Here is a 13402-nt window from a genome sequence, read left to right on the forward strand (position 1 = left end):
CTTCAATTACATTGACCGGACAACACAAAGAAGCGGCTTCACCGCGGTAGAATACCGCGGCAAAGCCGCTTAGACAGAACTCGAAAATTATATTATTTCACCTGTCAACTTGACAGGGACTAGTACAATTCGACGATTTCTTTTCTTTTTTTGTTTCAGTGCCTTAAGAATAGCAGGAATCGTCATCTCTGTGTATAAATAAGCTTAAAAAAGGTAGTTCTGAGAAATCAAATGATTTCTCAGAACTACCTTTTTAATGTGAGCTGGGAGTTTTGTCCCAGACTCTTTTTAATTACTAGCCATCATTGCTAAACGGGAAAACTAATCTTCACAATTCCCAGACACCCGGTGTTCGACTGGTCGTGCTAACCAGATTAAACCAGCTAGTAATATCAAGCTGATGGCGACCATTAAAGCACCGAAAATAGGCGTCCACGTTAACCCAAACTGAGTCGTGACCTGACCACCGATTCCAGACCCTAACGCAATCCCAACGTTAAACGCTGAAATATTTAACGCTGAAGCCATCGTAATATCTTGCGGCGTATGCACTTCAGCTAATTGCACAATGTAGAGTTGTAACCCCGGTACGTTCATAAAGGCAAAGATGCCCATGGCAAGAACCGTGAAGAGACCCAGCCAATGACTCTGCGCCGTTACGGATAGGACCAACAACGTGATCAGTAACCCGACAAACATTTTAAAGAGTGCGGTCAACGGACGCTGGTTGGCCCAGCGACCACCAAGCGTATTTCCCAAAGCGACCATTAAACCGTAAACGACTAAGATAACGACCACGGCATTAGCGGACCACCCCATTGCTTGTTCCAACAACGGTGACAGGTACGTGTAAGCCACAAAGGTGCCACCGTACCCTAGTGCGGTCACTAATAGTGCCAATAACAATTGCGGATTCGTTAAGACCCGGATAATCCCCCGCGCCGTTGCTTTCGCAGGTAACGGTAAATTGCGTGGAATCAGCCAGTAGTCAGCTAACAATCCTAAAACCCCAATCCCACTAATAAAGATAAAGGACCAGCGCCAACCGCCAAGCTGACCAATCATCGTCCCCAACGGCACACCGGTAACCGTTGCGACCGTCAAACCGGTAAACATGACCGCAATTGCGGAAGCCCGTTTTTCCGGTGCAACCACGTCCGCCGCAATAACGGAAGCGACGGTCATAAAAATTCCGTGCGCCAAGGCAGCGACAATTCGTCCTAATAATAGAATGCTAAACGTTGGGGCGAGCGCTGCTAGTAAATTACCAACGATAAATAACCCCATGATCAACATCATCAACCGGTGCCGGTTCAAGCGTCCAGTCAATAGCGTCATGACAGGTGCCCCGACCATGATTCCTAAGGCGTAGACCGAAACGGTTAACCCCGCCTGGGCTAAGTTAATATGAAAGTGACTGACGAGTAGTGGCATTAAACCAACACTAATAAATTCCGTGGACCCGATGGCAAACGCGCTAATTGCGAGTGCTAACAGTGTCCAAGTTGGATTGATCTTTTGATTCATTTTTATACATCCTCCTTAACTTGCTAACGTGATAAATAATGATTATACTAGCAAGTAACTTAAGAACAAGTACCGACTTTAAAGTGGGATACCCACCAAAAAGTAAGTATAAATAAGGAGGCTAACTATGCCAGAAAAGACTTATCAAATTGGGGTTGAAGCAACCATGGAAGTGATTGGTGGCAAATGGAAATCCATCATCCTGTGCCATCTCCGCCTAAAACCCATGCGGACCAGTGAGTTGGAACGGGCCATTCCCCAAATTTCTCAAAAGATGCTCGTCCAACAGTTACGAGAACTCGAAGCCGCTAACATTGTTCAACGTCACGTTTACCAAGAAGTGCCACCACGGGTCGACTACCGTTTGACCGACTACGGACACAGCTTGTCGGGCATTTTACACCAGCTCTGCGTTTGGGGCGAAGAAAACATTGATCGCCGCCGCGACCAAGGCGAAGCCATCACGTTATTACACCGTGACGATTTATAAACCAAACTAGCTCATTAGTCGCTTCGTCAGACAGAACCGGTGTGCTCTGAGGGACGATCCAGAACCACATGTTATCAATGCCAACTAAAACAGATATTAAGTAGCTAATTTGTATTACTTGAACCGTAAAACTACTCAGTACAAACAACCTGATTTGCATATAATATATTATGATGATGAATCACAAATTTCGAATGCAAATAAAATTATAATGAATTTGTCAATATTATGTTTTATTTAGATTAGGTCACGGGTTATAAAACAGTATAACTTCGTAATACATGTTATACTTAGTTACAAGAAAGGGGCGCTTAACATGATGGAAGTAAAAACAGTGAGTCGCGGTAACTCCTTAGCGTTGAGCTTGCCAAAAGATAATCGTTTCAAAAAAGGGCAACGTTGGCTGCTAATCCCCTCCACAGATGGAGAATCATTCACTTTGGTTCCCAGAATGGAAAATCCATACCTTAAAACTAAAGGCTCAAAATCCATGACGGAAGAATGGTCTGACGTTAATTGGAGTGACGTAGAATAAAATGGCATATACTCCTAAGCAGAAAGACCTCATCTGGATAAATTTTGATCCGCAGCGTGGCCGAGAAATTAAAAAACACCGCCCTGCCCTTATACTCAGTAGTGACCTTTACAACAAGAATACTGGCTTTGTTATTGTCGCACCAATTACATCCACAATTAGAGATTTACCAGGTTATCTAACCTTGGGTAACAATTACCAAACTCATGGTCAGGTTGTGGCTGCACAAATTTACTCATTTGATGCCTCGCCCACTGCCAATCGTCAAATCGATTACATTGAGACCATGCGTGATGAAGATTTTTACCGGGCCGCACAGATTGTTTACTACAACTTCGACTTTCCGTTTTAACCTAATCAAAGACTTCAGTCACATCTACAAATCAATAAATACCATTTGAGAATACAGAAATCTAAAAAATAAAAACAAGGTGCCTCTGTGCTAGTCCCTGTCAAGTTATCATATGAAATAATATAAATTAGTGTTGTCTTTAAGCGACCTCATTTCGGTATTCTACCGGAGTGAGGTCGTTTCTTGCTGGTGACCGATCTAAGTGATTGAAGTAGTGGATTCCTTCGTTCATGAGTGTTTTGAATTTTTGGTAGGTGTTCTTACCTAAACCATTCGCTTTCCCAAAGGCTGTGCTCGATACCCCCCGAGGATTCAAATTCGTTAATCAATCTAGCTTCTCTATAGCACTAAACTTAGATCTTGGCATACGAAAAATCCCCCTGTGGTTGTCAGATAAAACAAGATAATTCATCTGACAACCACAGGGGGATCATAACACTCACACAACTACCTACGTTGAGTGTTTTTTTGATTACGACTTTGTAACTCGATTTATTTTTTATACTTACAATTTCGGTCAGTGCTCATCTTTAACCCCAGCCAAGCACTTCCAAATAGCCCGGTTGCAACGAGCACACTAACCATCATCGGACTCAGCGGTAATGTAGCATGATTGTCCCGAACCACGTACCGCAAATAATTTTGCGGTTGCTTGGTCAATGCACCGTTCACCGGATTATAAAATGCTTTGACGACCCCGTATTTAAGGGAGCTGTGTCCCACGTTGGTCACCGTCACCCGCAACGACGATTGGTTAGTGGTCGCATAGCGCAACGCTCTTAGCTCACGGGGCGTCCCCACCTTGCTCACTAACAGCCGGTTGCCCGCCTCAATTTGAATCGCCACCATCCCCGTTTGCGGGCGAATGGGCGATAAATCTAATTGATTACTAGGACTAGCCGTTTGAATCGTCTGGGTCACCGCCTGTTCAGGTCTCAATCGCTGCGTCATGTTCTCAACGTAATGACCATTTCCCTGAACAGCGACCATCGTTTGCGTAATTTGCACTCGCCGACTGGTCTGCCACAGACTGATTCCACTTAACAGAGCTAAGCCACCTAAAATCGTCACCGCCGGCCAATAACTACGGGCATTCAGCGTCCATTGTGCCCGTTCGCTCATCCCAATAACACCTAACAAGGCAAGTCCTGGTAACAACGGTAACGCATACCGTGGCTCCACCTCCCAGAAAAGGACGTGAAAGGCTGTCAATCCTAAAATCGTCAACGCAATCAGTAACACGCCTTGACGATCCACTCGCGCCGTCATCAAAACTACCCCGGCTTCAATCAAAAGCGTTAAGTAGCCCGCCTGTGTCATCAGCACTAGCCAGAATTGGATTTGCCGCTGATTAGTGACGTAAAAATGTGGCGCGCGAATCCACTGCGTCGTCAATTTGAAACTGTCAAAATCACCGGTGGCCCAAAAGATCCGCATCTTTTGCGCCAGGTGTCCCACAAATCCAGTCACACCGAGCTGTTTAACGCGTCGACTAATCATCGTTTTGGCCCGACGTTGCTTGGCTGCCGCCGTCGGTTGTTGATGGACCGATTCAAAATCGGCATGGTCATACTGCCCGCTATACTTAGGATTCAAGCTCATTGCAATCCAACTGGTTGCGGGTAATTGTGACTTGGCATCCGCATAAAATCCCGCTTGTTGCCGCCACACGCCAAACAAACTAAACACAACGCCTAGGGTCACGACTGCACTCAATAGCCAGCCGCCAACCGTTTGCCATGCCACCCGGTGCTGAAAGCCTAAAACTAAACTCAATAAAATAAAAGCAATTTCAAAGACCACCAGGTTCGATTTCATTGCGACCCCGATTGCTAATAAACATTCACCGGCAATCACGCCACCCCATTTTTGCCAACCATGACGGTTCAGTGCCCAAGTCAACACTGCTAACACATCAATTACTAATGGCATGACCAGCGCATCGGTGTACGCATACAGCGCGTAAGCATAGACTGGCGGACTCACTATCCAAACGACGAGTAGTCCCAGCATTGCGGTGCATCCATAGCGCCAACGTTTTAACAAATAATAGCTGCTTACTAACGCCGTATCAATCCACAAAAAGCGCAGGCCGTTCAACACGACCCACGGACTCGCAATAACTGAAGTAATCACTTTAATGAGACTAGCTTCCAGCAACGTAAAATTAACGTTATTAGGATAAATCATAAAATAGTGCAACCAGTGGTACTGACCTTGAACTAGTGCTAGCGCCTGTGTCCGGACGTAAAAGGCGTCGGCACGACTAACGTCAATAAAACTGCACGCCACCACTAACTGAGCGATAATTAGCAACGCCACTAAGCCCCACATCACCCGTTTAACGGTTGTCGGTGACCAGCGTCGAATCCATCCCCGACTACCGTTAACTAATAGTAGCAACGCTAAGGTCAAACTACCCACCACGACGGGTGAGGCTAGGTCCGGGTCGCCTAAAAAATTAACGGGCTGCAACCAAGCCAACACCCCGGCCCAGCCCAATACCCCCGCAGCTAGCCAATTGATTCCCTTTAGAATTCGATTCATGATTGAATTTTCTTAGTTAATACCGCGGGTTGCTGCGTCGCGGTATAATCATCCGTTTCAATAATGTAGCGTGGTCGGTGCTTCACTTCAGCAAAAATTTTGCCCACGTATTCACCGACAATGCTAATACCGATTAGCTGCACGCCCCCTAGAAACCATAAACTAGTCATCAAGGACGCCCAGCCATCGACCGTGTTTCCAAGCAAGTGCTGGACCAACGCAAAAATCATCATTAGCAGACTCACGCCACTAATGATCAGACCAATTGAAAGAATCGCTTTGATTGGGGCAATTGAAAACGACGTGATGCCATTCATCGCAAAACTAATCATTTTCTTTAACGGGTACTTGGACTCACCCGCCAGCCTAGGTTTGCGTTGGTAATACAACTTAGTCGTTGGAAAACCTAATTGTGGGACAATCCCGCGCAGAAATAAATTGGTTTCAGAATAAGTCATCAAGGCCGTCACCGCCCGTTGGCTTAATAACCGGAAATCCGCGTGGTCGGGTACCAGCTGAACCCCAATTTTGCGCATGACGGTATAAAAAGTCTCCGCCGTCCACCGTTTGAACCGCGAATCACTAGACCGGTCATTGCGGACCCCCAAGACAACGTCGCTCCTAGCCTTAAAGCGGGCCACCATCTCAGGAATCACCGTTGGATCATCCTGTAAATCGGCATCAATGGTAATCACGGCGTCCGAAGTTGCCCCAGCAACTTTCATCCCCGCCATCAACGCGTTTTGATGTCCAAAGTTCCGACTAAATTTCAGACCGCAATAAAGTGGCGATTGCTGTTCCAAAGCCTTAATGAGCGTCCACGTTCGGTCACTACTGCCATCGTCCACAAATAACACGCAACTATCCCGATTAAGTTGATTACTTTGGATCAGTTTCTGTAAGATCTCCCCCAGTACCTTAGCGGAGGTCGGCAACATTTCTTCTTCGTTGTAGCAGGGTACAATAATCGTTAAACGTGGCTTTTGCATCGTAACGACCCCTTTCTCGTCCCATAAACCTAACTAACTTTAAACTAACTCAAGATTAGTATAGAAAACCACAATTTGAAAAACTAGTCATTACGCCTATATATTTTCTGAAAAAGTCTCAGAAAACGTTTAGTTAATCATAATGGCTGATTTCGCGCGGGTTCATTAGAATGAAACTATTATGATAATTGAAATATCAAACGGCCCCTACTTTCAGCAAGAAATAAATATCGCTATACTGAAAATATAAAGAATATGAAAGTGACGTTTAAATCATGGCAAAAATACTGCTTGTCGACGACGAAGCCAGTGTCATCGACTTTTTACAACAAGAATTAACTTTTGAAGATTACCACGTCGTTACGGCAATGGATGGTCAAGAAGCTTTACAGACGTACCAAGACCAACAATCAGAGTTGGACCTTATTATTTTGGACTGGATGCTCCCTAAAATGGACGGCTTGGAAGTCCTACGGCGAATTCGTAAACACGATGACATCCCCGTGATTATGATGACTGCCCGTGACTACGTTGGCGACAAGGTAGCGGGACTAGACGGCGGCGCTGACGATTACATCACCAAACCGTTTGATACTGAAGAGTTATTAGCTCGTATCCGGGTAATTCTCCGTCACGAACAACGCGCGAAGACCCCGCAAAAGGTCTACCATTTTGCTGATTTGGAACTTGATACTAAGTCCCGCCAAGTTCACCGTAACCACCGTTCGATCCAGCTGACCCAACGAGAATACGATTTACTACTAGTCTTACTCAAAAATGCCCCCGCTACCTTAACCCGTGACGAGTTATTGGACCAAGTCTGGGGCGTTGATTTTGAAGGTCAGCCCAACATCGTCGACGTTTACGTGCGCTATTTACGGCACAAGGTCGATACGGAACAGGAACGCAAACTAATTCATACCGTTCGCGGAATTGGTTATTGCCTGCGAGATGATGCCAATGCTTAAACTCATCAGGGGGCATTCCAACACTGCCGAAATCACGCGCACTTTCACGATAATGATGCTAATTATCATTTTCATCACTGGTCTATCAGTTTCGACCGTTGTTGGTCTGCGTCTAACCCGTAACCGCATTGAGGATGCGCACACCCTTATGAAAAGCTTAAAGCGTTCGGTCACGGACGATGATCCTGATTGGAATCAGTGGAACTTAAGAAGTCCAATTAACACAAAGGATACGTACGTCAAAGTAGCAACGACCACGCCAAAACACGCGGCCCATACTTACTACTCACCAAAATCCAAGGCTTTTTTAAAAGCTAGTGAAACCGCGGTACCAGGCTTTCCGTCCGTTCGCTACCGCCACGGATACGGCCTGTTTTACCGTTTATCTTCCAATAAGCACACGATTAATTACGAAACTTGGACGAGCTTAAATTCGGTTCTTCATATTTTCCGCCTAATTTTGGAAGACATGTTACTGGTGCTCCTTATTTGTAGCGTGTTAGGCTACTTTATGATGGGATGGTTGGCCAACCACCTCAACCGACCACTCGCAAATTTGACCCAGGCAGCTCAACAAATCAACCACGCTGACAATATTTCTTACCACGAGGCCCTACCGGTACCGCAACACCCAGACGAAGTTCATGAATTAGGATTAGAGATCAACGACTTACTGCATTCTCTGAACGAACAGGTTCTCCGTGACCACCAATTCGTTTCCGATGCGTCCCACGAACTACGTACCCCGTTAACGGCTATCCGGGGACACGTGAGCCTCATTAAGCGCCGGGGACAACAACATCCCGAGGTGATTCCCCGCTCATTGAACTTTATTGATCACGAGTCGGCGCGCATGCAAACACTTGTTGAAAGCCTGTTACGTTTGTCCAGAATGGATCACGTTGACCTCACTGGTGACTTTTATGACGCGACCCAATTAATTCAATCAACGATCACTAATTACCGAGATGAGTTACCACAACCCATTACTTTGAAATTACCGAAGCAGCCCATTTCAGTTTATATCAATGCGGATAGCCTGCAACAGATCCTCATTGCATTACTGAGCAACGCTAGCAAATATTCGCCCACTGATGCTCCCATCACGGTCTCACTTACCGTTGTTGACGGTCACCCGACCGTCAAAGTGGCTGATGGTGGTCTTGGCATTTCCGACGAGAATAAGGCCCACGTTTTTGAACGCTTCTACCGCGTCGACCAGGCTCGTTCCCAAAAGATTCCCGGCAACGGACTAGGACTGGCGATTGTCAGCCGCTTAATTGATTTGAACCACGCCACCATCGCAGTTAGTGATAACCATCCCCATGGCACCGTCTTTACCATTCAACTCGCAACGACACCGCCAGTTGGGGTTTAACATTTTAGACACTTGTGATTATTTCCGGGTGTCTTTAATTTTCTCTTATTTCATGGCGGTTCTTTCAGTTAGCTTTCTTAGCTAATCAAAAATCATGATAATTATTATTTTTATGTCAAATTAACCCTCATCAAAAAGGTATCGGAGTTGAGAATTGATGTTGAAATCATTACAACAACGTGACTGGCTGCGACCACTCTGCGCCGTTCTGCTGGCCATGATTACCGTGACCATTATTTTTACCGCTGAAGGGATCACCCCGTTTGGTAATCATAATTTATTAATCAGTGATATGGGGGGCCAGTACCTATCCTTCTTCACCGCCTACCGTCACGCGCTGCTAGAGCACAATTTTCAATTATATTCATTTTCACAATCATTAGGCGGCAGCGTCGTTCCCACCATTGCTTACTACTTGATGAGCCCGTTCAACCTGATCATTTTACTATTTTCCGCAACGGACTTGCCAACCGGACTCAGCATACTCATTATGATCAAGATTGCGGCCATCGCAGGAACGACCACCCTCTTCTTACAGCGTCATTACCGAACAACGAGCTGGGCAACGTGCCTCTTTGGCCTCGCATTCAGCCTGTCCGGTTTCGTTGCCTTGAACTACTTCACGATTATGTGGCTAGACGCGTTGATCTGGCTACCATTAATCTTAATTGGCTTAGAACACTTAATTATGACGGGGCGCACCGCCATGTTTTTCTGGTGGCTGTGGATTAGTATCGTCACGAACTATTACCTTGGCTACATGACGTGCCTATTTGTTATCTGCTACTTTGCTTACTTACTGTTTGAAATGAAAGCACCGGGCACTTCGCTGTGGCAAGTCCTTAAACAACGCGCCCACCTGATTCGACGAGTCATTGTGACCGCCCTTTTAAGTGGAATCAGTACCCTCTTCTTACTGATTCCAACGTTGTTAGGTATGCTGCAGACCGCAAAATCAGCGGTTGAAAAATCAAGTTATTACCCAACCCCACAATTTGGCCTGAGTGTCCTGAGTCAGTTTGGCCTAGGTGCCAACAACTATGTGACCCGACTTGAACACGACCCGACCCTATTCAGTACGACGCTCGTTACTTTGCTGGTCTTAGTCTTCTTTGTGCATCCCCAAATTAAACGGGCCCATAAAACTCACGTACTAGGGTTACTACTGGTCCTATTTCTAAGCATGGCCATTCGTACACTGGACACTGCTTGGCACATGTTTCAACGACCAGCAGGCTTTCCCTACCGCGAAGCCTTCTTCTTCAGCTTTGTCATGGTCATGGTCGCATTTGAAGCCTGGAAAGCCGGTGCTAAAAAAATCGCACGCTACTGGCAATGGGGGCTCCCACTACTACTGATGGGTGCCTTAGTCATCGGGTGGCAACATCAGCAGCCTTCAACGTCGGCACTGACCAAACAGACCCTGATGCTCAGTCTGGGCTTCGTTGTCATCACTGCCTTAATTTTATTTACCACTCGACACCTCGTCCGAGCCGGCTTACTTACCGGTGTTGTCACCGCGGAACTAGTCGGTAACGGTATCTTAACCATGCAAAAATCACCGTTTGGTAACCAGGCTGTCTTTCAACGAGCTTACCAATCAGAATACCGGCAAATGCAGGCGGTCAACGATCCCGACGGCCAACTTTACCGGGTGGAAAATAAAAACACCCTAATTAACAAGGCTTATAACTACAATAGTCAGTACCGTAACTATAACGACCCCATGTTATTTAACTTTCATGACATTACTTATTACAGTTCCACCTTTAACAACCAGACTAGGCTGATGCTTAAATCACTCGGATTTTTCAGTAAAAATGCCCGCCGAGTCAGTGCGGAAGGCCTCAACCGGGTCAGTGCCATGTTACTGGGTGTCAAATACAGTGTGACGCTCAATGCGACCGGTGATGCCTCGACTAAAACGTTGGCCAGTCACGCGGGCATGGGCTTTGCAGTGCCGACGAGTTTTACGGCTTTAACCCTGCACGCCGACAGCGCAATCGTTAATCAAGAAGCGATTTTGCAACGCTTACGTCCAAGTTCAACCCCGTATTTTGCCAACGCGACGATCATGAAGCAGCAAGTTAAACACGACGCAACGGCCAAAGAATATCCTTATAGCCATACCCTGTGGCTCAAGACCAACCATACTGGTAACTTGTATTATGATGATCCTTCGGCATCCAGCAAGTACACGACGATGCGCGTGAATGATCAACTGGTCAAAACTAAATTCAATGCGAATGGCGGCGTGGTCTTACGTAACCTAGGCTTCTTTAATAAGGGCAGCCTCGTTAAATTAACCGTCAAGACGACCCACGCTAAGCTCACTAGCCGCCTTCATCTGGCTAGCTTGGATCAAGCTGCTTTTAGAACCGTTTATCATGACTTACAAGGAAGTGCCTTCATTCCTAAATACCACGCTTCCGGCCTAAACACCGTTGTTTCAGGCGCTGTGACTAACGTTAACCACCGGAAATGGCTGTACGTCGCTATCCCCGCCGATACCGGCTGGCATGTGACGGTTAACGGACACGACGTAACTCGCAAAGAAAAGACGGTGCTCGGTGGTATGCAGGCAATTCCAATTCAATCCGGGAAAAACCAAGTCAAAATGGTCTACCACGTCCCTGGTGGTCACCTCGGCGCACTAATCTCACTATTAAGTCTGATTAGCTTTAGTGGCATCACTTGGTGGTGGCGTCGAGACCGGCAAGCTTAACGATAACCAATTAAAGATTGAAAAGCCTAAATTAGCCGCTCCGTTGGGTAGCCTTGCGTGCTGGAACGGTCCCACGACCGCATGTCATCAGTGGCAACCGGAATAACTAATCCTTAAATTTGAGTTTCAACCTTTAGTAACCACGCAAAAAGCACCGCAAAATCGACATGATTTTGCGGTGCTTTGTTTAGTCTAATCTTTAACTAATAAACGATTTTTTGAACGTGTTCAGCAATATTGGCAATCCGTGGGAAGCCAGTAAAGCCGTGTTGTCCGTGTCCCCAAGTAAGAACGACGAGGATGTAACGTTGTCCATTTGGCATGGTGACAATTCCGGCATCGCCGTTGTTATCATCCAAGAAGCCAACTTTATCTCTGACAACCGTTCCCTTGTTAGCCCGCGTCACACCGGTTGGAATCCCGCGACGGTAAACTTGGCGTTTCATCAGGCTCAAGATAAAGGCCCGGTCCTTCTTATTCGTGAAGGCCTTTTTTCCGTATTGTAAGTCTTTTAAGACTTTGACTAAGCTGTTAGCCGTCGTCACAGTATTACGATTTGAACTGAATGGTGTGCCGTAATACCCTTGTGAAGCCAACCAACGGTTAACGTTAGTCCGACCGTACTTGTTCAAGATGCTGACCGGATAATCATTAGCTGAGTCCACGATCATCCGTGTCATCCCAGCCCGATTAGCCTTGGTCCATGAGAATTGATGCTGTTTCTTCAAGTTCATCAAGTACGCTGCAATGTAGAGTTTATAAGTGCTAGCGGAAGTGGTGACGTGGTTGCCACGGGAATTAACCGCTAACTTACCACTCTTATAAACTGAGGCGTGCTTTGCTTTGGCTGCCTTGCTCCCCTTTACTGGAGTCAAGTTGTAAAAGGCAACTTCAGAAGTCTTATCCTTAGTTACTGAGGATAGGTATTTCTTGAGCTTCTTCTTTAAGGCTGCTTGATGTTTAGCAACGTCGTAGTAAGTACCCTTCTTTAAATCCTTGTGCCAGACCCAGCCCTTAGTCTTACCACTGGTAACATAGTAGTATGAATAGGCTTTACCCTTTTGATAATACATCCGTTTTTTAGTGGCTTTATAGGTCTTAGTCTTGCTAAGTGCTTTACCGTTAGTCCAAGTCATCGCCGCTTTTTTACCGGATAATTGGTAAATTTTTTTGGTTGGTGCTTTGGCCTTCTTGAATTGCTTAGCTTTAATGTAATTTTTAGCTTTGATCTTCGTAGTCGCCGTAACTTGATAATTACGACCCGCCTTTAAACTACTCTGTAATACCCAGCCATTTGCACCGTTCTTAGCGTTTTTAACGTACAAGTAACGGGCCGTTTGACCATCTGGCGTCGTGATATCCGTTTGAGCGGTGGCTGTCCAAGTCGTTTTCGTGTAGTTCTTTAAGTTATGATTTGACTGCATCTTGACTTGGTCGTTACTACCTGATAAAACGTAGGTCTCGCCCTTAGTCCCGTAATAAGCCGTTGCTGGCATCGAAACCGTTGCCGTTCTTGTCGTTACTTTGGTTGGTGTTGATGCTTGACTACTACTCTGACTGTCCGTATTAGGTGTCGTCGCAGCGCTTGCTAACGTAGGTGCTAGCAAGGTCAAGCTACCAATAACGGTTGCAAGACCGAGCGTCAATCCCCGATTTCCCTGAGTAAAACTCATGATGATTCCCCTTTTCATTTATCAATCTAAAACCTTTTTGACTGACTATAATTATAGGTTAATTAATTAATAAATGAAACGAATATTTTTTATTCCTCGATTTAAAATTGAAGTGCAACACCTGCTCTACTAGACCAGTTCTTTATTCAGACTAGTCAAAAAGGCCATGAAGACCTATTCTTAATTCACCACAAACAAGAAAGAGGTATCTTCATGAC

10 protein-coding genes are annotated in these 13402 nt (G+C 45.9%); 6 read left to right on the plus strand and 4 right to left on the minus strand.

Features of this window, described 5'->3' with window-relative positions; genetic code table 11:
* Nucleotides 1-321: 321 nt before the first annotated feature.
* Complete coding sequence (locus tag AAA939_RS14700) at nucleotides 322-1527, minus strand: MFS transporter (RefSeq protein ID WP_338209163.1); 1206 nt, start codon at nucleotides 1525-1527, stop codon at nucleotides 322-324.
* 127 nt (nucleotides 1528-1654) lie between these two features.
* Here AAA939_RS14700 and AAA939_RS14705 point away from each other — a divergent pair, with 127 nt between their 5' ends.
* The 3 genes from AAA939_RS14705 (at nucleotide 1655) to AAA939_RS14715 (ending at nucleotide 2904) form a co-directional block, all read left to right on the plus strand.
* Nucleotides 1655-2017, plus strand: coding sequence for a winged helix-turn-helix transcriptional regulator (locus AAA939_RS14705; RefSeq protein WP_338209165.1), 363 nt, complete (start codon nucleotides 1655-1657; stop codon nucleotides 2015-2017).
* A 316-nt stretch (nucleotides 2018-2333) separates the two neighbouring features.
* A complete protein-coding gene (gene mazE, locus AAA939_RS14710; RefSeq protein ID WP_338209167.1) occupies nucleotides 2334-2552 on the plus strand; it encodes a type II toxin-antitoxin system PemI/MazE family antitoxin in 219 nt (72 codons plus the stop codon).
* 1 nt (nucleotide 2553) lies between these two features.
* Entirely contained in the window at nucleotides 2554-2904 is a 351-nt protein-coding gene (locus AAA939_RS14715) for a type II toxin-antitoxin system PemK/MazF family toxin (RefSeq protein WP_338209169.1), read from the plus strand.
* Nucleotides 2905-3396: 492 nt separating this feature from the next.
* Here AAA939_RS14715 and AAA939_RS14720 read toward each other — a convergent pair whose 3' ends face one another.
* Entirely contained in the window at nucleotides 3397-5451 is a 2055-nt protein-coding gene (locus AAA939_RS14720) for a hypothetical protein (RefSeq protein ID WP_338209172.1), read from the minus strand.
* Complete coding sequence (locus AAA939_RS14725) at nucleotides 5448-6440, minus strand: glycosyltransferase family 2 protein (RefSeq protein WP_338209173.1); 993 nt, start codon at nucleotides 6438-6440, stop codon at nucleotides 5448-5450. The genes AAA939_RS14720 and AAA939_RS14725 overlap by 4 nt, the downstream gene beginning before the upstream one ends.
* A 275-nt stretch (nucleotides 6441-6715) precedes the next feature.
* Here AAA939_RS14725 and AAA939_RS14730 point away from each other — a divergent pair, with 275 nt between their 5' ends.
* The 3 genes from AAA939_RS14730 (at nucleotide 6716) to AAA939_RS14740 (ending at nucleotide 11511) form a co-directional block, all read left to right on the plus strand.
* Entirely contained in the window at nucleotides 6716-7408 is a 693-nt protein-coding gene (locus AAA939_RS14730) for a response regulator transcription factor (RefSeq protein ID WP_338209174.1), read from the plus strand.
* 148 nt (nucleotides 7409-7556) lie between these two features.
* Nucleotides 7557-8786 (plus strand): HAMP domain-containing sensor histidine kinase, encoded by a 1230-nt coding sequence (locus AAA939_RS14735; protein WP_338209176.1) that lies wholly within the window; start codon nucleotides 7557-7559, stop codon nucleotides 8784-8786.
* 157 nt (nucleotides 8787-8943) lie between these two features.
* The gene (locus AAA939_RS14740; RefSeq protein WP_338209178.1) at nucleotides 8944-11511 is read left to right on the plus strand and encodes a YfhO family protein; all 2568 of its coding nucleotides are present in this window, start codon (nucleotides 8944-8946) and stop codon (nucleotides 11509-11511) included.
* Nucleotides 11512-11714: 203 nt separating this feature from the next.
* On the opposite strand, the gene AAA939_RS14745 is transcribed toward AAA939_RS14740, so the two are convergent.
* On the minus strand, nucleotides 11715-13184 hold the full coding sequence (locus tag AAA939_RS14745; RefSeq protein WP_338209179.1) for a serine hydrolase: 1470 nt from the start codon (nucleotides 13182-13184) through the stop codon (nucleotides 11715-11717).
* Nucleotides 13185-13402: the final 218 nt, after the last annotated feature.

Source organism: Lactiplantibacillus paraxiangfangensis, from assembly GCF_036246185.1.
GTDB lineage: Bacteria > Bacillota > Bacilli > Lactobacillales > Lactobacillaceae > Lactiplantibacillus > Lactiplantibacillus paraxiangfangensis.